Origin of the sequence: Paraclostridium sordellii (assembly GCF_000953675.1) — a bacterium.
GTDB lineage: Bacteria > Bacillota > Clostridia > Peptostreptococcales > Peptostreptococcaceae > Paraclostridium > Paraclostridium sordellii.
Genome location: NZ_LN679998.1, coordinates 10860 through 32332, shown reverse-complemented (window position 1 = coordinate 32332; position 21473 = coordinate 10860). Strand labels below are relative to the sequence as shown.

General features: G+C 29.6%; 21 protein-coding genes and 1 other annotated feature. All 21 genes read right to left on the bottom strand.

Annotated features, from left to right (window positions below; genetic code table 11):
* Positions 1-75: 75 nt before the first annotated feature.
* Entirely contained in the window at positions 76-501 is a 426-nt protein-coding gene (gene rplK, locus ATCC9714_RS00160) for a 50S ribosomal protein L11 (RefSeq protein WP_021121982.1), read from the bottom strand.
* 29 nt (positions 502-530) lie between these two features.
* Entirely contained in the window at positions 531-1076 is a 546-nt protein-coding gene (nusG, locus tag ATCC9714_RS00155) for a transcription termination/antitermination protein NusG (RefSeq protein ID WP_021127526.1), read from the bottom strand.
* A 15-nt stretch (positions 1077-1091) separates the two neighbouring features.
* Positions 1092-1313, bottom strand: coding sequence for a preprotein translocase subunit SecE (secE, locus tag ATCC9714_RS00150; protein ID WP_021121980.1), 222 nt, complete (start codon positions 1311-1313; stop codon positions 1092-1094).
* Between the two features lie 24 nt (positions 1314-1337).
* Entirely contained in the window at positions 1338-1487 is a 150-nt protein-coding gene (gene rpmG / locus ATCC9714_RS00145; protein WP_021121979.1) for a 50S ribosomal protein L33, read from the bottom strand.
* 217 nt (positions 1488-1704) lie between these two features.
* Positions 1705-2898, bottom strand: a complete 1194-nt coding sequence (gene tuf / locus ATCC9714_RS00140; protein WP_054632066.1) for an elongation factor Tu — start codon at positions 2896-2898, stop codon at positions 1705-1707.
* A 65-nt stretch (positions 2899-2963) separates the two neighbouring features.
* Entirely contained in the window at positions 2964-3611 is a 648-nt protein-coding gene (gene sigH / locus ATCC9714_RS00135; protein ID WP_021121692.1) for an RNA polymerase sporulation sigma factor SigH, read from the bottom strand.
* Positions 3612-3671: 60 nt separating this feature from the next.
* The gene (locus ATCC9714_RS00130) at positions 3672-4199 is read right to left on the bottom strand and encodes an NYN domain-containing protein (RefSeq protein WP_021127546.1); all 528 of its coding nucleotides are present in this window, start codon (positions 4197-4199) and stop codon (positions 3672-3674) included.
* Positions 4200-4202: 3 nt separating this feature from the next.
* Complete coding sequence (gene rlmB / locus ATCC9714_RS00125; RefSeq protein WP_021121701.1) at positions 4203-4937, bottom strand: 23S rRNA (guanosine(2251)-2'-O)-methyltransferase RlmB; 735 nt, start codon at positions 4935-4937, stop codon at positions 4203-4205.
* Positions 4938-4949: 12 nt separating this feature from the next.
* Positions 4950-5708 (bottom strand): FAD-dependent thymidylate synthase, encoded by a 759-nt coding sequence (gene thyX, locus ATCC9714_RS00120; protein ID WP_021127545.1) that lies wholly within the window; start codon positions 5706-5708, stop codon positions 4950-4952.
* Positions 5709-5838: 130 nt separating this feature from the next.
* Complete coding sequence (locus ATCC9714_RS00115) at positions 5839-6234, bottom strand: Mini-ribonuclease 3 (RefSeq protein ID WP_101508048.1); 396 nt, start codon at positions 6232-6234, stop codon at positions 5839-5841.
* 2 nt (positions 6235-6236) lie between these two features.
* Positions 6237-7634, bottom strand: coding sequence for a cysteine--tRNA ligase (cysS, locus tag ATCC9714_RS00110; RefSeq protein ID WP_057545384.1), 1398 nt, complete (start codon positions 7632-7634; stop codon positions 6237-6239).
* Between the two features lie 128 nt (positions 7635-7762).
* Positions 7763-7927: a hypothetical protein gene (locus ATCC9714_RS00105; RefSeq protein ID WP_021121695.1), complete on the bottom strand. Its 165-nt coding sequence runs from the start codon at positions 7925-7927 to the stop codon at positions 7763-7765.
* Between the two features lie 185 nt (positions 7928-8112).
* Positions 8113-9594, bottom strand: a complete 1482-nt coding sequence (gltX, locus tag ATCC9714_RS00100) for a glutamate--tRNA ligase (RefSeq protein WP_057545383.1) — start codon at positions 9592-9594, stop codon at positions 8113-8115.
* A gap of 196 nt (positions 9595-9790) precedes the next feature.
* Positions 9791-11506: a proline--tRNA ligase gene (locus tag ATCC9714_RS00095; protein WP_057545382.1), complete on the bottom strand. Its 1716-nt coding sequence runs from the start codon at positions 11504-11506 to the stop codon at positions 9791-9793.
* A 52-nt stretch (positions 11507-11558) separates the two neighbouring features.
* Positions 11559-11776: a binding site (T-box leader), on the bottom strand.
* A 34-nt stretch (positions 11777-11810) separates the two neighbouring features.
* Positions 11811-12296, bottom strand: coding sequence for a 2-C-methyl-D-erythritol 2,4-cyclodiphosphate synthase (ispF, locus tag ATCC9714_RS00090; protein WP_021127539.1), 486 nt, complete (start codon positions 12294-12296; stop codon positions 11811-11813).
* An 18-nt stretch (positions 12297-12314) separates the two neighbouring features.
* Positions 12315-12992, bottom strand: a complete 678-nt coding sequence (ispD, locus tag ATCC9714_RS00085; RefSeq protein WP_021121689.1) for a 2-C-methyl-D-erythritol 4-phosphate cytidylyltransferase — start codon at positions 12990-12992, stop codon at positions 12315-12317.
* 114 nt (positions 12993-13106) lie between these two features.
* Positions 13107-14192, bottom strand: a complete 1086-nt coding sequence (locus tag ATCC9714_RS00080) for a PIN/TRAM domain-containing protein (RefSeq protein WP_021127537.1) — start codon at positions 14190-14192, stop codon at positions 13107-13109.
* 86 nt (positions 14193-14278) lie between these two features.
* A complete protein-coding gene (gene disA, locus ATCC9714_RS00075; RefSeq protein WP_055340114.1) occupies positions 14279-15349 on the bottom strand; it encodes a DNA integrity scanning diadenylate cyclase DisA in 1071 nt (356 codons plus the stop codon).
* 1 nt (position 15350) lies between these two features.
* Entirely contained in the window at positions 15351-16730 is a 1380-nt protein-coding gene (gene radA / locus ATCC9714_RS00070) for a DNA repair protein RadA (RefSeq protein ID WP_057545381.1), read from the bottom strand.
* Positions 16731-16836: 106 nt separating this feature from the next.
* Positions 16837-19137, bottom strand: a complete 2301-nt coding sequence (locus ATCC9714_RS00065; protein WP_057545380.1) for an ATP-dependent Clp protease ATP-binding subunit — start codon at positions 19135-19137, stop codon at positions 16837-16839.
* A 147-nt stretch (positions 19138-19284) separates the two neighbouring features.
* On the bottom strand, positions 19285-21222 hold the full coding sequence (locus tag ATCC9714_RS00060) for an elongation factor G (RefSeq protein WP_057545379.1): 1938 nt from the start codon (positions 21220-21222) through the stop codon (positions 19285-19287).
* Between the last annotated feature and the right edge of the window lie 251 nt (positions 21223-21473).

Below are 21473 nucleotides of genomic sequence, written 5' to 3'. Positions count from 1 at the left end.
TTCATGTCCTCCTTGTGGTTATATTGGTTTTTTACCTCCCACTTTTTCAAGCGAAGATAACTAATTAAATATTAATTAGTCTTCAACAACGATACCCATACTTCTTGCAGTACCAGCTATCATTCTCATAGCAGATTCTACTGAAGCAGCGTTTAAGTCAGGCATTTTTAACTCAGCTATTTCTCTTATCTTAGCTGAAGATAAAGTTGCAACCTTCTTCTTGTTTGGTTCTCCTGAAGCAGTATCTAATCCAGCAGCTTTCTTTAATAATACTGCAGCTGGAGGAGTTTTTGTTATGAAACTGAAAGATCTATCTTGATATACAGTTATAACAACTGGTATTATCATTCCAGCTTGATCTGCAGTCTTAGCATTGAATTCCTTAGTGAATCCCATTATATTAACACCGTGTTGTCCTAATGCTGGCCCAACTGGTGGAGCTGGTGTAGCTTTCCCTGCAGGTATTTGTAATTTTATTTGACCTATAACTTTTTTAGCCATTGAGCGCACCTCCTCAGATTATTTATTCTCTAGTTATATTTTTCTATGCTTTTGTGATCTATTTCAAATAGAGTTTTTTTACCAAAAGCATCTATACACACTTTTACATCTTTTGTTTCCAGGTCTATTTCTTCTATAGTTCCTATTTGTCCTTCAAAAGGACCGTTAGCAACCTTTATTACTTCGCCAATTTCAAAATTTATGTCTCCGCTTACTAATTTAGGAACAGCTGTATCTATGCCCATAGCTATTACTTCTTCTTCACTTAAAGGAACCGGCTTAGAACCTGGTCCTACAAACCCAGTAACCCCTTTAGTATTTCTTACGACATACCAAGATTCATCAGTAATAACCATTTTAACTAGCACGTACCCTGGAAATACCTTACGTTGTCTAGTTTTTTCTTTCCCTGTTTTTGTAGTCTCAACTACATCTTCAGTAGGGACAACTACTTGAGTTATGCAATCTTCCATACCTCTTGTTTTAACAGCTTTTTCAATTGTTGCTTTAACTTTATTTTCATGACCTGAATAAGTATGTACTACATACCATCTAGCCTCTTGTAATTCCGACATTCTGATTCTTCCTTTCTATTTTAGTATTAGATTTAGTGCACCAGATAATACACTATCTAAAGCCCATACTAAGATAGTAGCCGAAACAACAACAGTTAAAACAACTCCTGTGTTTTTTAAAAGCTCTTTCTTTGTTGGCCACGTAACTCTTTTTAATTCTTGTTTAGTTTCCTTAACATATCTAATAAAACTAAACTTATTTTTAGTTCTTGGACTTTCATTTAATTGGGCAGCCATTCCACACTCACATCCTTATAAAAACTATTTTGTTTCTTTATGAGCAGTATGCTTCTTGCAGAATCTACAGTACTTTTGTAGTTCTATTCTATCTGGGTTATTCTTTTTGTTTTTAGTAGTGTTGTAGTTTCTTTGCTTACACTCTGTACATGCTAAAGTTACTTTAACTCTCATCTGCTACACCTCCAACTCGTAAATACAATATATATATTGTTAACTTTATTGCCTACTCTGTATAATAGGTTCAATATCTCATTTTTGAATCATCACCTCATATAAATTATCACAAATTAGTAGGCATGTCAATGTTTTTGTTGCTTTCAAGTTAAAAAAAGAGGAGGATATCCCCCTCTTTTTTTTAATTTTAAAATTTATATTAGTAATAAGAGAATTACTCTATTATAGAAGCAACAACACCTGATGCTACTGTTCTTCCACCTTCTCTTATTGCAAATCTTAATCCTTCTTCTATTGCTATTGAGTTTATTAACTCTATAGTCATTTGGATGTTATCTCCAGGCATAACCATTTCTACACCTTCTGGTAACTTACAAGCTCCTGTTACGTCAGTTGTTCTGAAGTAGAATTGTGGTCTATATCCATCGAAGAATGGAGTATGTCTTCCACCTTCTTCTTTTTTAAGAACGTATACTTCTGCATTGAACTTAGTGTGAGGCTTAACAGTTCCTGGCTTAGCTAAAACTTGTCCTCTTTCTATTTCATTTCTTTGTATACCTCTTATTAATGCTCCTATGTTATCTCCAGCTTGCGCTTCGTCTAATAACTTTCTGAACATTTCTACTCCTGTTACTACTAACTTTCTTGGCTCTTCAGCTAAACCTACTAATTCAACTTCGTCTTGAACCTTTAATACTCCTCTTTCAACTCTACCTGTAGCAACTGTTCCTCTTCCTGTTATAGAGAATACGTCTTCTACTGGCATTAAGAAGTCTTTATCTACATCTCTCTCTGGAGCTGGTATATATTCGTCTATTTGCTCGAATAATTCAACTATTTTATCTCCCCACTCTGAAGAAGAATCTTGTAATGCCATTAATGCAGATCCTCTTACTATTGGAGTGTCATCTCCTGGGAATTCGTACTCATTTAATAAGTCTCTAACTTCCATTTCAACTAACTCTAATAACTCTTCATCGTCTACCATATCACATTTGTTTAAGAATACTACTATGTATGGTACACCAACTTGTCTTGATAATAATATATGCTCTCTTGTTTGAGGCATTGGTCCATCTGTTGCAGAACAAACTAATATAGCACCGTCCATTTGAGCAGCACCTGTTATCATGTTCTTAACGTAGTCAGCATGTCCTGGGCAGTCAACGTGAGCGTAGTGTCTATTTGGAGTTTCATATTCAACGTGAGCAGTTGATATTGTGATTCCTCTTTCTCTTTCTTCTGGAGCTTTATCTATGTTAGCAAAATCTACTGCTTCTCCTAATTGATATCTATCGAATAATGTTTTTGTTATAGCTGCAGTTAATGTAGTTTTACCGTGGTCAACGTGACCTATTGTTCCTATATTAACGTGTGGCTTACTTCTTTCAAATTTAGCTTTAGCCATTTTGAATTCCTCCTTTAGTTTTATTTGTTAATGCTTACATTAAGCTTATGCTAAGTATTTTACTATTAATTATTTCTGTTTTCAAGATATTTTTCCAATTTTCTCTTGACTCTTTGTAGAGCATTATCAATTGATTTTACATCTCTATCTAATTTATCAGCTATGTATTGGTATGACTTGCCATTTAAGTATAATTCTAAAACCTCTAACTCTAATTTACTTAGAATCTCATTCATCTTTGATTCTATGTTTTTAAGCTCTTCTTTACTTATTATTAGCTCTTCTGGATCAGTTATTATACTTGTAGCTATTATATCCAATAGCGTTCTATCAGATTCTTCATCATATATAGGCTTATTTAAAGATACATATGAATTAAGAGGTATATGTTTTTGTCTTGTTGCAGTTTTTATTGCAGTTATAATTTGTCTTGTTATACATATTTCTGCAAAGCATTTAAATGAATTTGTTTTACTTCCATCAAAATCCCTTATTGCTTTATACAAACCTATCATACCTTCTTGTATTATGTCTTCTTTATCAGCTCCAACTAAAAAATATGACTTTGCCTTTGCTTTAACAAAGTTTTTATATTTCGTAATTATATACTCCAGTGCTATTGTATCCCCTTTATTAGCTTTTAATACTATTTCGTACTCATCTTGCTGAGCATTATTTACAAACTCAAAACCCTTTTCTTTAGCTACTAACATTTTTATCTCCCCCATTACTTAACTTCATAGGTATATTATAAGTTAAAAAAGTTAGTATTTTCAACGGTTTCTACGAATGTTCTCAAGTTTCGACAAAGTTTCTTCATCTAACCTATCTTCTAACCAATTTCTCTGAATTTTTCTTTCTGATGTAATTTGTTTACTTTTCATTTTAGTTTTAGCTTCTTCAACATCTAATTTTAGTTCCCTTGCAGATAATCTTGATGCACCTTTACCTAAAATTATTTGCTGTTCTGCATAGTCATTTGTAGCTACTTTAACAACATCATATTTAGATAATGATGTCATTAACTTCTCAATATAGCTATCTGCAGTTTGATGCTCTCTTGTATAAACTACTGTTATATACTTTCTTTTCTCTACTTTTTCCATAGAGTTTTTTACATTGTACGCATCAAATACTACTATTGCTTTTTGACCTGAAAACTCAGCGTACTCAATAATAATATTAATTAATTTCTCTCTTGCCGCATCTAAATCATCTATTGCTATATGTTTTAAATCATCCCATGCATTTATAATATTATATCCATCAATTATTAGATAATGATTAATTTTTCTTTTCATTACCTATTTTACACCCATTCTTTGCTTGAAGATTTCATATAAAAGAATACTTCCTGCTACTGACGCATTTAATGATGTAACATTTCCTACCATAGGCATTTTAACAGTAAAGTCACAATTCTTTTTAACTAATCTTGATATTCCAAATCCTTCACTTCCTATTACTAATCCTATAGGTCCTGTTAGATTTTGTTCATAGAATGTTTGTCCATCCATATCTGCTGCTGCAATCCACATTCCATGTTCTTTTAATGTTTTTATAGTATTAACAATATTAGTTACTTTGCATACTGGAACATATTCTACTGCACCAGCAGATGCCTTTGCTACTGTTGGTGTAATATGAACTGATCTTCTCTTTGGTATTATAACCCCATGAGCTCCTACAGCATCAGCAGTTCTAATTATAGATCCTAAATTATGAGGATCTGTTATTTCATCTAATATTATAAAAAATGGGTCTTCACCTTTTTCTTCTACACTTTTAATTAATTCATCTAATTCATAATATCTATAGTCACTTACATTAGCTATTACTCCTTGATGAGAATGACTAGTACTTATTTCATCTAATTTATTTCTATCTACATATTGAATTACTATATTCTTTTCTTTAGCCATAGCAACAATCTTTTTTATAGAGCCTTCTTTTGCTCCGTTTGCTATCATAATTTTATCTATCTCTCTATCATTTTTTATAGCTTCTATAACTGGATTTCTACCTTCTATGTTTGCCAAACTCTTCACCGCCTATAAATTATTAAATCTTTCTCTTACTTGTACTATATCTCCACATGTCATTTTACCTTCTGGACAAGGTCCTGTTACACACTTAGGGCCTATATTTTTAAATAATATAGGAGCTATTTCTCTAACTTGTCTTAACATTTCAATAGCTAATTCTCTTATTTCCCATTGAGCCCTTTCACAGCATCTATGATGGAAGAAGTTATATAAACTTCTAGTGTTCATAGTAAATACCATTTTTGTCTCGCATGCATTAGGAAATACATATCTTGCATCTTCTATTGCTTTCTTTTCTGCATTTCTTTTAGCTTCTTTTTCATTTTTTCCACAATTTATTAAATTATTATAGTGTTTTTCAAATAATATATCCACTAATTTATCATATGCTTCTTGATCTTTATTCATTGCATCTATAAATACTTCTTTTGCTTCCTCTATTTGCTCTATTTCAGGAGGAACTATATATTCAAACTGATTAAGCTTAACATATCTTTGACTTTGTTGTGAAAAGCTTGCTATACGATGTCTAACAATTTGATGAGAACAACTTCTAGATATTCCCTCCACTGCAAATGTAAATGACACATGCTCTAATGGAGATTCATGTCCTATATTTATTAACATATTTAAAAACTTTTCTACACTTTCATCCGTTAAGTTTTGCTCTATTTCATCTACTCCAACTGAAGAGTAGCATAACTTAGCAGCCATTGATATCACCTTTTCTGGTTCTGGTGTATGTGCTATTACTTTAACTTTCATAAGTATACCTCCTTAATAGTTTATTATATAATTATACCTTATTTTGTCTAAAAATGGAGTCTATCAAATTAAATAGAATTCTTTTACAGTAAAAAAGGGCTAATCTCTTTTTAGAGATAGCCCCATAAAATTACATGCTCTCTTCTGTTATTTCAATCGCTCTTTTTATTATTTCTTCAACTCTATCATAATCTTTCTTCATATGAAGATAACCTATTAACGCCTCAAATCCTGTTGCATTCTTATAGTCTATAATATCTGCATTTTTAGGTGTAGTATGAGATTTTTGATTACGTCCCTTTTTATAGATTCTATGTTCTTCTTCTGTTAAAGAATCTTCTATAGTTAGGATTACGTTAGCTTGCGCCTTAGCTTTTACATATTTTATAGCTGTCTTATGTAAATCATTTACTTTTTTATTTACATTCTTATTTATCAGATACTCTCTTATGCGTGATTCATATACAGTATCCCCTAAATAAGCAAGTACCAATGGTGATACTGTAGCTAAGTTTATATTTTCCATTTTTACACCCTTTTCCACTTAGTTCCTTGTCTAGTATCTTCTAAAATGATACCCATATCTAATAATTTATTTCTTATTTCATCTGCTAAAGCAAAGTTTTTATTTTTCTTTGCATCAGTTCTATCTTGTATTAATTTTTCTATATCTGCATCTAAAACCTCATCTTGTTTTTTATTAACAATATTTAATACATTTGTTAATTCTTCAAACTCTGATAAGCATTTTTTAGCAAACTCTATTGATGATTCTTCATTTACATTTGAATTTATAAATCTAGCTAACTCAAATATAGCACTTATAGCATCTGCTGTATTTATATCATCATCCATAGCATTTATAAATTTCTCTCTATATGAATCTAATTCTTTTAATAAGTCTTTTTCATTTTCTTTTAAATTTGTTTCTTTTAAATTGCTTAATGTAAATTCTAATTTTTCTTTAGTATTATATAGTCTTTCAAGTCCTGCTTTTGCTTGAGATAACATTTCATCACTAAAGTTAACTGGATTTCTATAATGAGCAGATAACATAAAGAATCTTACAACTTCTAAGTCGTATTTATCAGCTATATCTCTAACCGTAAAGAAGTTTCCTTTAGATTTACTCATTTTTTCATTATTTATATTTATATATCCATTATGTATCCAGTAATTAGAGAATTTTTTTCCACTTCTTGCTTCACTTTGAGCTATCTCATTTTCATGGTGTGGGAATGCTAAATCTTGACCTCCAGCATGTATATCAATAGTATCCCCTAAGTATCTCTTAGACATTACTGAACATTCTATATGCCAACCTGGTCTACCTACACTCCATGGACTTTCCCATCCTGGCTCACCTTCTTTTCTAGGTTTCCATAAAACGAAATCCATTGGGTGTTTTTTCTGAGAATTAACTTCTATTCTAGCCCCAGCTTCTAAGTCTTCTTGATTTTGCTTTGATAATTTACCATAACCTTCAAACTTTTGAGTGTCAAAGTAAACCTCTCCATTTACTTCGTATGCATATCCTTTTTCTTGTAGCTCTTTTATAAATTCAATAATCTCATTTATATTTTCAGTAACTCTTGGATGTACTGTAGCTCTTTTTATACCTAATCCATCTGCATCCTTAAAGTATTCATCTATATATTTATCAGCAACTTGCTCAGGAGTTATGCCTTCTTCGTTACTTCTTTTTATTATCTTATCGTCAACATCTGTAAAGTTTTGAATATATGTTACATCATATCCTCTATATTCTAAGTATCTTCTAAATGTATCAAATATTATAAAAGGTCTAGCATTTCCTATATGGAAAAAATTATAGACTGTTGGTCCACATACATACATCTTTACCTTTCCTTCTTCAATTGGAACAAATTCTTCTTTTGTTCTTGTTAACGTATTGTATAACTTCATTCTATTCACCTCACTGTTATGTTTAAAATTCTAAAACTAACCATATAATCTATTATAATTTATATTTACTCTAATTAATAGTACTACTATTATACCCTAGTAAATTTATAAAGAAACTTATTATTTACCTATAAACTTTTAGTCTTTTCCAAAAAATCAATTTTACTTGATGTGCATTTATCATATAAATCACTATTAATTATATCTTCATCCTTCATTTTAGTTATTATATTTATATATTCTTGACACAGATGATTTAAATCCTCCTTTATATCCTTAATCTCTATATTCATACTTTCCTCCTAAAAATATACTAAAAAATAATTACACTTATATATCTTTTTATAAGTATAACCTCCTAATATTCTTAAAAATATATTAAGTTTTTATATTTGAAATCCCTCTATTTTTTAAGTATAATCTTTCTTCAAAATCCTACATAAATAAAACCCTATCTATTTAAGATAGGGTTTTATTTTTATAATAAATTTTCTTTTACATATTTAATTCTATTTAGACACATATCTTTACCTATAACAGCTGCTGCTTTTGGTAAATCTGGTCCATGCATTTGACCAGTTAATATAATTCTTGTTCCCATGAATAAGTTTTTACCTTTTATTCCATGTTCTTTTTGAATTTCTTTTAACATAGCTTTAAATGCTTCTTCATTTATTTCTTCTGCTGCACCTATTTTTTCTTCTAGTGCATTTATTAATGTTGGTATATGCTCAAGCTTTAAAAATTCTCTACATTCTTCAGTTTCTAATTCTACCTTATCACCAAAGAATATATTTACATGTTCTGTTACTTCTTTTACATATTGTAATTTTTCTTTAACAACAGATACCATGTCTTTTACAAAGTCATATCTATTTTTAGCATCTTCTTCAGTTATATATCCAGCTTCTATTAAGAATGGTATAGCTAAATCAGTTATATACTCATCTGAAGCATCTTTTATATAATGTTGATTAACCCAGTTTAACTTATCTGTGTCAAATACTCCACCACTCTTAGATACTCTTTCAATTGAAAAATGCTCTTCTAATTCTTTCATTGTAAATAACTCTTGGTTATCATCTGGAGACCATCCAACTAGTGCAACGTAGTTAACTAATCCTTCTGGTAAGTATCCTTTTTTCTTGAAGTCTTCTACTGCAACATCTCCATGTCTCTTACTTAACTTTTTCTTTTCTTTGTTAAGTATATTTGGAAGATGCACAAATGTAGGAGCTTCCCATCCAAATGCTTCATATAAGTATACATGCTTTGGAGTAGATGATATCCATTCCTCTCCTCTTATAACATGTGTTATTTTCATAAGATGATCATCTATTACAACTGCAAAGTGATATGTTGGGAATCCATCTGTTTTTATTAACACTTGATCATCTAATTCATCAGTATTAAATTCAGTTTCTCCTCTTACTAAGTCAGTGAATTTAATAACATGATTTTCAGGTAATTTTAATCTTATTACATATTCTTCACCAGCAGCTAATTTAGCTTCTACTTCTTCTTTTGATAAGTTTCTGCAGTTTCCATCGTATTTAGGAGTTTCTCCAGCTTCTTTTTGCTTTTCTCTAACTTCATCTAATCTTTCTTTTGAACAGAAGCAATAGTATGCTTTTCCATTGTCTAATAATTGTTGTATATAATCTTTATATATATCTAATCTTTCTGATTGTATATATGGACCATATTCTCCAACTTGGGTTATTTCTTTATTTTCTCCTAAAACAACACCTTCTGTATGATTAACGCCAGCCCATGCCATAGCTTCTAACATGTTCTCTATTGCACCATCAACGATTCTTGTTCTATCTGTATCTTCAACTCTTAATATGTATTCTCCGCCCATTCTTTTTGCAAATAAGTAGTTGTATAAAGCCGTTCTTAAACTACCTATATGTACAAATCCAGTAGGACTTGGAGCAAATCTTACTCTAACACTCATAATCTTACCTCCTAAAATTTGTTCTATATATTATAATACCAAATTTATGACATATTTATAATATAAATGCTATAATTTACTATACTTTTTTCTGTGGATAAATTTATTTTTATATAAAATTAAATAGTATATATATCCACATTTTATTAAAATTGTTAATAACTTAGTGGATTATATATACTATTTAAATTTTAAACTATCCTAATTTTACCTCATTTTTTATAAATTCAGCTTTTATTTTATCAGCTATTTCTTCTAAAGTTATTAACTCTTTTTCAGCTTCTTTTCTTAATTTAAATTCTACCTTGCCATCAGTTATATCCTTACCTACTGTGATTCTCATAGGTATACCTATTAACTCAGAGTCTTTAAACTTAACTCCTACTCTCTCATCTCTATCGTCTAATAATACTTCTACGCCCATAGAAAGTAACTCATTGTATATTTTTTCAGCAGCTTCTATTTGCTCTGCTTTTTTAATATTAACTGGAACTACTACTACGTGATATGGAGCTATCGATAATGGCCATACGATACCATTTTCATCATTGTGTTGTTCAATTACAGCAGCAGCTGTTCTTTCAACTCCTATTCCATAACATCCCATAACAATTGGTTTACTCTTTCCATCTTTGTCTATGAAATTTGCACCCATAGTTTCTGAATATTTAGTTCCTAATTTGAATATATGACCAACTTCAACCCCTCTAGCTATTTCAAGTTTAGCTCCACAACAAGTACATTTGTCGCCTTCTTGAACATTTCTGAAATCTCCAACTACACCATCAAAATCTCTTCCAAAGTTAGCATTTCTTATGTGGTAATCAGTTTTGTTTCCACCTACACCTATATTACTTTGTTCTGCAACCTCTTTGTCTATAAATATATAATCAGCTTTCATTCCTATAGGTCCAGCAAACCCTACTTCTGCATTAGTTAATTCTTTTACAACTTCTTCTCTTGCTAAATCGAATTCTATAACTTCACCTATAGCATTAGCCACCTTAATTTCGTTAACATCTCTGTCTCCTCTTACTAAAACAACGACTATTTTACCATCAGCTTCATATATTAAAGTCTTAGCAAAAGTATCTGCTGTAGTATTAAAGAACTCACATAATTGATCTATAGTAGTTACTCCTGGAGTATGAACTGGCTCTAATTCTCTCATTTCTTCTTTAGCTTTTAAATCATCTACTGAATGAGCTTTTTCTATATTAGCTGCATAATCACATCCACTACAGAATACTATTTCATCTTCTCCAACAGGAGATTTAACCATAAATTCTGCTGAAGTAGAACCACCTATAGCTCCTGAATCAGCTTGAACTGGGCTATTTTCTAACTGACATCTTCTAAATATTTCTGTATATGCATCATACATATCTTGATATGATTTATCTAAACCTGCTTCATCAACATCAAAACTGTATGCATCTTTCATTGTAAAAGACTTAGTTCTCATAACTCCAAATCTTGGTCTTCTTTCATCTCTATATTTAGTTTGTATTTGATATAAGTTTAAAGGTAATTGTTTATATGATGTAATTTCTTGTCTTATTATATCTGTAAAAACTTCTTCATGTGTTGGCCCTAAGCAGTAATCTCTATTGTTTCTATCTTTTAATCTAAACATTTCTGCTCCCATTACATCCCATCTTCCAGATTCTTGCCATAACTCAGCTGGGATTAATGCTGAACATAATATTTCTTGACATCCTTTTTTATTTAATTCTTCTCTTATTATATTTTCTATTTTTTTGAAAACTCTTATTCCCATAGGTAACTGGTTATATACCCCTGATGACATTTTCTTTATCATACCAGCTCTCATCATCAATTGGTGACTAGTTATTTCTGCATCTGCTGGAACCTCTCTTAAAGTAGGCATAAACATCTTTGACATTTTCATATAAATTTTCCTCCTATTTTTTATTTATAATCAAAAAAACCTTTCATCTCTATATAGAGACGAAAGGTTATATTTCCGCGGTACCACTCTAGTTAATTAACATAAAATATATTAATTCTCTTTGTAGGATGTAACGGTCCTTACCGTAAGAACTTTTTACCGCTCTTAAGCTCTAAGGCTGGTTCGAAATTAAATTTATAGAAGCTCTCACCTATTACTTCTTCTCTGTAAAAAATTTTGTTTTCTACTATTCCTCTTCTTAGCTTTTAGTATTTTCAATTTATTTAATATCATTTTATAGTAATTATTTATTATTGTCAATCTTAACTAGTAAACATATACTCTGTGAAGAAATTCCCTCTTTATTACCTGTAAATCCTAATCCTTCTTCTGTTGTAGCCTTAACATTTATATTATCTATATCTGTATTTAGCACTCTTGCTATATTAAATCTCATGTCTTGTATATGAGGTGCCATCTTTGGTGCTTGAGCTATTATAGTAGCATCTAAATTCCCTATAACATAACCTTTTTCTTTTATTAAATTATATACATGTTCTAATAGTTTCATACTATCTGCACCTTTAAATTTTTCATCTGTATCAGGGAAGTGCTTACCTATATCTCCTAATGCTAACGCTCCTAATATAGAATCCATTATCGCATGAAGTAATACATCTGCATCTGAATGACCTAACAAGCCTTTCTCATGTGGTATTTCAACTCCGCCTAATATTAACTTTCTATTTTCAACTAATTTATGAACGTCATAACCCATTCCTACTCTCATAATTATCCTCCGTTAGTTCTATTTTCTTAATATTTGTTCTCCAAAATTTAAATCTTCTTGTGTTGTTATTTTTATATTATCATATGATCCTTCAATCATTTTAACATCATATCCTATTTTCTCTACTAACATTGCATCATCTGTTCCGTAATAATTTTCATTATATGCATTTTCATATGCTTTTGTGATTATATCATATTTAAAAACTTGTGGAGTTTGCACTGACCATAAATACTTTCTATTTGGGGTATCTACTATATTTCCTTCTTCCCCAACAACTTTTATAGTATCCTTTACTTTAACTCCAACAACAACTGCATTATGCTTTTTAGCTTCTTGGATTGAATTATTTATTATTTCCTCAGTTACAAAAGGTCTTGCCCCATCATGCACTAAAACAACTTCACAGTTTTTATCAAGCTTTTGAATTCCATTATACACTGAATCTTGTCTTTCTTCTCCGCCATAAGCTATTTTTATATTTTTAAAATTATATTTTTCTAATATATTTTCTTTAAAATAATCTTCCTCATCCTTTTTTATTACTACAACGATATCATCTATTTCATTATTTATATAAAACTTGTCTATTGTATAAGCTATAATCTCTTTATTATCTAATTTAATAAATTGTTTATTTATATTTTTTTTCATTCTACTTCCTGTTCCAGCTGCTACTATTATAACTCCATTCACATTATCACCTCTTTATTTTCTAATAATAATTTATTTATATTTTATCATATAGATATTAGTATATATTTATAAAAACTAAAAAAGCCTTCAGAATTTAGTTCTGAAGACTTAAGTTTAATCAGCTTTTGGTTTTCCAAATATCATTCTTCCTGCTGGTGTTTGTAATACAGAAGTTACTAAAACTCTTATAGTTTCTCCCATATATTTCTTTCCACCATCAACTACTATCATAGTTCCATCATCAAGGTATGCAATACCCTGATTTGATTCTTTACCCTCTTTTACAACTTGTACTATCATATATTCTCCAGGTATAGCTACCGGCTTGATAGCATTTGCTAATTCATTTATATTAAGAACTTCTACACCTTGAACTTGGGCAACCTTATTTAGGTTATAATCATTAGTTACAACTTTACCTCCAAGTGTTTCTGCTAGTTTTAATAACTTAGCATCAACTTCAGCTATATCATCAAAGTCCTTAGTACTTATTTCTACTTCTATATTCAGCTCTTTTTGTATTATGTTTAGTATATCTAAACCTCTTCTACCTCTAACTCTTTTTAAATCATCAGATGAGTCAGCTATATGTCTTAGTTCATCTAACACAAAAGTTGGTATTACAAGCTTACCTTCTATAAACCCAGTTTGGCATATTTCTGCTATTCTACCATCAATTATGACACTAGTGTCTAAAACTTTAGGTGGTATACTTTTTTCTTTTTTAGTTCCCTTATCTTTATTTGGTGCTAATCTTGTTAGTTTATTTAAGTTAAATATGTCATCTTTACTTTTAAGTGCAATTCTTATCCCTAAATAACCCACAAATACATATGTAAATAGTGATAATAAATTTCCTACTATAGGTATGTTAAGTGATAATATCAATTGACTGACTAAATATGCAATAACAAGACCTACTATTAATCCTATACTTCCTAATATTATATCAGTCTGGGGATATTTTGATATTTCCTTATCCATGTCTTTTGCTATTTTTTTAGACTTATTCATAATCCAAGGTCCCAAAATATAAAACATGAATCCTATTACTAACCCAATTACTATTGAACCTATAAATCCATATAATTCTGATCCAAATGAAAGTACAGGAAAGTTTCTAGCTGATGATATATAAGTCGTCATACCTACAGCAAATCCTAAGATTCCTATCATTACTCTTATTATTTTTGATAACAAATTTTCACCCCCTATATTTTTCCTTAATATTTTCTTATTATAATCAAACTAATAACTATATTCAAGAACAAAGTTATTTCAATGTTCTATATGTGTCTATCAATAAGCGATAATTCTTGCATTTTTATAAGTCCATTTTTTATATACTTAGCTCTTATTTCACCTATACCTTCAACATCATCTAAGTCCTCAGTAGTGGCATCTAATATATCTTGGAAATCTTCAAAGTAATTTACTAGATTTTCTATTATAGTGCTTGGTAACCTATGAATTTTATTTAAAATTCTATATCCTCTTGGTCTAACTGGCATGTCCATACTCTCTGTGAATCCAGTATATCCAATCATTTTAGCTATATTAGCTAAATCTAATAATTCCTCTGAAGATAATGATATAATCTTTTTCTTAAATTCAGCTAAAGTCATATCATTTCTTTTATAATCTTTTAAAATTTGATTTTGATCAATTTTAGTTGTCCCCATTAATTCATCAACCTGCATACTTAATAATGTTCCTTCTATACCTAGTTCAACTATATATTTTTCAATTATATTTGTAACTCTCATAACCATTTCTATTTTTTGAACTACAAGTATTACATCATATAAAGTTACTAAGTCCTTAAATTCTAATGCAGTTAAACTTATTATAGCTTGATCTAAAACCGCTTTATATTTTTCTAACGTTTGTAATGCCTGATTAGCTTTCGTGAATATTTTAGATATATCTTCTATTACATATTTTTTATCATCTTGATAGACAGTTATAACATTTCTTCTCTGTGATATAGCTATTACTATTGACCCTGTTTGTTTAGCTACTCTTTCCGCTGTTCTATGTCTAGTTCCTGTTTCACTAGTTTCTATAGAATAGTCTGGAATAAGCTGTGCATTTGCATAAAGTATAGTTTTTATATCCCCACTTAATACTATAGCCCCATCCATTTTAGCAAGTTCATATAAGTATGCAGGAGAGTATTCAGCATTTATCTGAAAACCTCCATCTACTATTTTCATTACGTCATCACCATCAGCTATAACAATAAGACCACCTGTTTTAGCTTTTAAAACATGGTCTATACCTAGTCTAAGACTAGTACCAGGAGATATCATTTTTAATGTACTTATTGCTTTTTTCCCACTAAAAAAATCACTCATACTATCTATTTCCTCCTAATACTATATTTATAGCTTGTCTTACACTATCAACAGGACATATATCTATACCTTTTATATCTTTTACTGCTTCATGATTACTCTTTGGAATTATTATTTTTGTAAATCCTAATTTTTTACATTCAGCAATTCTCTTTTCTATAAAACTTACAGCTCTTATTTCTCCTGTAAGTCCAACCTCTCCAGTTATAGCAACATTACCATCTATAGGTATATTTCTAAAACTAGATGCTATTGACATAACTATTCCTAAATCTATTGAAGGTTCATTTATTTTTATTCCTCCAACTACATTGATATATACATCTTGATTTTGTATTTGCATACCTACTCTTTTCTCTAAAACAGCCATTAATAAAGATACTCTATTATAATCTACTCCTGTTGCTGTTCTCTTAGGTATACCAAAACTTGTTGGTGAAACTAGAGCTTGTAATTCTAGTAGCATAGGACGAGTTCCTTCTACAGTTGAAATAATTACTGACCCTGCTACATCTTTAGGTTTTTCTGATATAAGAATTTTAGATGGGTTCTCTAGTTCAACTAGTCCAATTTCTCTCATTTCAAATACACCTAATTCATTGGTTGATCCAAATCTATTTTTAACAGCTCTTACTAATCTATATGTGTTAAACCTCTCTCCTTCAAAGTAAAGCACAGTATCTACCATATGCTCTAATACTTTTGGACCAGCTAAAGCACCCTCTTTAGTTACATGTCCAACTACAAAGGTTGATATACCCATTTTTTTAGAAATTTTCATAAATCTTGATGTACCTTCTTTTATTTGACTAACAGTACCTGGAGCTGATGTAATCTCAGGACTAAAGACTGTTTGTATTGAGTCAACAATTATTAAATCTGGATTAACACTTTCTAAATGAGCCTCTATTATGCTTAAATTATTCTCAGCAAATATATATAAATTATCGGATTTAATCCCTAATCTTTGAGCCCTCATTTTTATTTGAGATGCAGATTCTTCACCTGATATGTATAATACTTTTTTCCCACTATTAGCTACATTACTTGACACTTGAATAAGTAGTGTAGATTTTCCAATCCCTGGATCTCCTCCAACTAATACTAATGATCCTTTTACAACTCCTCCACCTAAAACTCTATCTAGCTCATTTATACATGTAGAAAATCTTTGTTCCTTTATTGTTTCTATTGAGTTTATATTTAAAGGTCTAGATGAAGATTTATCTATAATAAATACTTCCTTATTAGACTTAGAACGTTTTTCTTCTATTTCCTCTACAAAAGTATTCCAATTACTACATTCTGGACATTTTCCTAGCCATTTGCTATTTTCATATCCACACTCTTGACACACGTATTTAGTTTTTATCTTTGCCATTTATAAACTCACCCTTATGTAAATTTTTTATCTAGTATTAATTTTAACATATATAGTGATTAATATGTTAAATTTATAAATATAAAGGAGCTTATTTAAAGCTCCCTCATATTTCTTTTAGTTTTCTTTCAAATACTACTTTATCGCTTTTAATTTTTGCAATAATATTATCACCTTGATTTATATATCCACTTAATATTTCATATGATAAAGAATCCTCTATCTCTTTTTGTATAGCCCTTTTTAAAGGTCTTGCTCCATATTCTAAGTCTAATCCTTCTTTAGCTATAAATTCAATTACATCTTTTTGTACATCTATATCTATATTCATAGACTTTAATCTATCTACTAATTGCTTTATCATTAACTTAACTATATCATATAAATTTTCTAAACTTAACTTATGAAAAACAACTATATCATCTACTCTATTTATAAACTCCGGTCTGAATTTATTTTTTAACTCTTGAATTATTTTGTCTTTCATAATTTTATAACTTGATTCTTCAATTTCAATTTCATTACAACTAGGTTTAAACCCTAAACTCTTTTCTTTCTTTATTGATGTAGCTCCTATATTAGAAGTCATTATTATTACAGTATTTTTAAAATCTACAGTTCTTCCCTTTGAATCTGTTAATCTACCTTCATCTAATATTTGTAGTAATATATTAAAAACATCTTCATGACCTTTCTCTATTTCATCGAATAAAACAACAGAGTATGGATGCCTTCTAATTTCTTCTGTTAGTTGACCTCCATCATCATAACCTATATAACCTGGAGGAGATCCTATTAATCTAGACACAGAATGTTTTTCCATGTATTCTGACATATCTATTCTAATTATCTGATTTTCATCTCCAAAGTTTGCTTCTGCTAGAGCTTTACATAGCTCAGTTTTCCCAACTCCTGTTGGCCCCAAAAATAAAAATGATCCTATAGGTCTTTTAGGATCTTTTAACCCTGCCCTAGATCTTCTAATGGCTTTTGAAATTGCATTAATTGCTTCATCTTGACCTATAACCCTTTGATGTAGTGTATTTTCTAAGTTCAATAATCTTTCGCATTCTGACTTCATAAGTTTATTTACAGGTATACCTGTCCAAAGACCTACAACTTCAGCAACTATATCACTATATACTACATTTTTTACCTTTTGTGATTTTTCTTTTTTCATTCTTATCCTAGAAGCTGATTCATCCATTATATCTACAGCTTTATCAGGAAAATATCTATCTGTTATATATCTACTTGATAAATCAACAGCTGCTATTATTGCTTCATCTGTTATCTTTACATTATGATGTTTTTCATATTTTTCTTTTAAACCATTTAAAATTTTTATAGTTTCTTCTCTAGTCGGTTCTTCTATTAATATAGGTTGTAGTCTTCTTTCTAAAGCTATATCCTTTTCTATATTTTTCCTATATTCATCAATGGTAGTTGCTCCTATTATCTGTATATCCCCCCTTGATAAAACTGGTTTTAATATATTTGATGCATCCATTGAATTTTCACCTGTTGCTCCTGCTCCCACAATAGTATGAACTTCATCTATAAATAATATTATGTCATTAGCCAACTTAACTTCTTCTAAAACTTTTTTTATCCTTTCTTCAAATTCTCCTCTATACTTAGCTCCAGCTAACATCCCTCCAATATCTAAGTTATATACAACTTTATCAAATAAATATTTTGGCACTTCTTTTTTCTCTATTTTATTTACTAATCCTCCAATTATAGCAGTTTTACCAACTCCTGGATCTCCAATTAATATAGGATTGTTTTTACTTCTTCTACTTAAAATCTGTATAATCCTCTCAACTTCATTATCTCTTCCTATTAAAGGGTCTATTTTATTTTCTTTAGCATATTCATTTAAATTTATTGCATACTTTTGCAAAGTAGGAATTTTGGGCTGATCTTTTTTCTTTTCTTCTCCTCCTCTATTTTTGCTCTCACTAATATCTATACCTATTTTTTCAGATATTACATTAGTTACTTTATCCTTATTTACTCCTTTTTTCTCTAAAATTTTATATGCAATACTATTACTTTCTTGAGAAAGTGCAAGCAATATATGCTCTGTACCTACAAGTTCTTTATTAAAGTTATCTGCATATAAAAATGCTGAATCTAATATATCCTTACTTCTTGGACTTAAAAATATGTCATCACTATTATCATTTATACCTATTCCATATATATCAATAATTTTTTGACTTAAGTATTCACTATCTACCCCTAATTGGTTTAAAATTTTGCAAGAAGTGCTATCTCTTACCTTTCCTAGTCCAAGAAGTAAATGCTCTGTTCCAACTACTTGATGACCCATATCTCTTGCACTTTGAATAGCTGAATCTATGACACTTTGTGCTGACTTTGTAAACTTATCAAAATACACTAATGCCCCCCCTTACTTACTAGCTTTTTATATTAACAATATATATTTTCTAATTTGTATTGATTCATTGTATGCATATTTAACTTGAAACTTTACAATAAGAAATAAAAATAAGACCTTAAATACTAAGTATTTAAGGTCTTATTTTTATTTCTTATTTCTTTCTAAAATTATTTTTTGAGCTATCTGACTAGGTACTTCTTCATATTTATCTAAATCCATTTCAAAATATCCTCTTCCTTGTGTCATAGCTCTTAAATCAATTGCATATTTAAAAGTTTCTACTTGTGGAGCATTTGCATATATTATTTGTTTTCCATTATTAGTAGGTTCCATTCCTAAAATTCTACCTCTTTTTTTATTTATATCTCCTATAACATCTCCCATATACTCATCAGGAACTACTATCTTTAACTTCATTATAGGTTCCAAAAGTATAGGATTAGCTTGTTCTATACCCTTTTTAAAAGCAATATTTGCCGCCATTTTAAAAGCCATTTCTGATGAATCAACATCATGATACGAACCATCATAAAGAGTAGCTTTTATATTTGTTACTGGATATCCTGCTAATACTCCCTTAATCATAGATTCTTTTATTCCCTTTTCTACTGCGGGTATATATTGTTTAGGAACTGATCCTCCAAATATATCTTCTTTAAATTCAAATTCAGATGCAGATCTTTCAAATCTTATTTTTACATCTCCATACTGCCCATGTCCACCAGATTGTTTTTTATGTTTTCCTTGAACATCCGCTTTTCCTTTTATAGTTTCTCTATAAGCTACTTTTAAATCTACTAAATCTACATCTAGCCCAAATTTTTCTTTCATTTTAGATTTAGCTACATTTATATGGAGTTCACCTTGACCTCCTATTAAAACCTGCTTTGTTTCTACATTTCTACTCCAAATTATAGTAGGATCTTCTTCACAAATTTTATTTAATACTGAACTAATTTTATCTTCATCGCCTTTATTTTTAGCCTCTATTGCAAAGTAAATCTGAGGTTTTGGTATATTAATAAATTTATATACTTCTTCAGTAGATTTTGTAGATATACAATCTCCAGTTTGAAGAGAACTTACCTTTGTTATAATTACAATATCTCCTGAATTGGCTAACTGTACTTCATCTAACTCTCCATTTTTCATTGTATATATATTAAGTATTTTTTCTTTTTGATTCTTACTCAAATTATATATATCTGTATCTTTATTCAATGTTCCTTGATCAATTTTTATATATGACATTTTACCTATAAATGGATCTACCATAGTTTTAAATACTATGCCTTTAAAAATCTCATTTTCTACAAATCTATAATTTTTATCTAGATAAGTTGACATTATATTAAGCATTTCTTCAGTTCCAACATTATTTATAGTTGATCCACATATAACAGGTATAATATCTCCATTTTGTATACCAACAGTTATACCTCTTTTTATATCTTCTTCATTTAATTTCTCACCACTAAAATATTTTTCTAACAACTCATCATCTGTCTCAGCTATTAACTCCATCAAACTTTCTTTTATATCTGTCGCTTCTTGTTTAAAATCATCACATAACTCTGACATATCTTCAAATATATTATGTAACTTTTTGAATTTGCCATCTTCATAAACTGGCATATACATAGGTATAACTTTATTACAATATTTTTCTTGTAACTCTACTATTATATTTTTATAAATAGACTTTTCACTATCTATTTTATTTATGAATATAAGCTTAGGTATAGATCCTTCAGTCAATTCTAATGATTTTTCTGTTCCAACTTGAATATTGGTAGTCGCATCAATTACGATAACTGCTACATCACTAGCACTTATTACAGATATAACATCACCTGTAAAATCAGAATATCCTGGTGTATCTAATAAATTAAATTTATAATTATTATATTCTATAGGAATTAAGTTCATATTATATGTCATATTAACCTTATCAGTTAACTTGGGCATTTTATTTGTATTTTTTGAAATGTATGACATAGCTTCAATCAAATTTGTTTTTCCACATCCACTATGTCCTAATACAGCTACATTTCTTAATTTACTACTACCATATAACTTCATACTTAAGCACCTACCTTATATCATTTTTATAATTTATATGCATATAACCCAATCCTTTATGTGCGATTATATTAAATAGACTACAATATTATATGTTTTACTTGTGATGTTTATCGTGAAACCTATAAAAATAAAAGAAGCACAGTCTTAAACTGTGCTTCTTCCAAATAAAAAAAGACTACGCGGCTACGTCCTACTCTCCCAGGCAGCTTCCCACCAAGTACCATCGGCGCTAAAGAGCTTAACTTCTG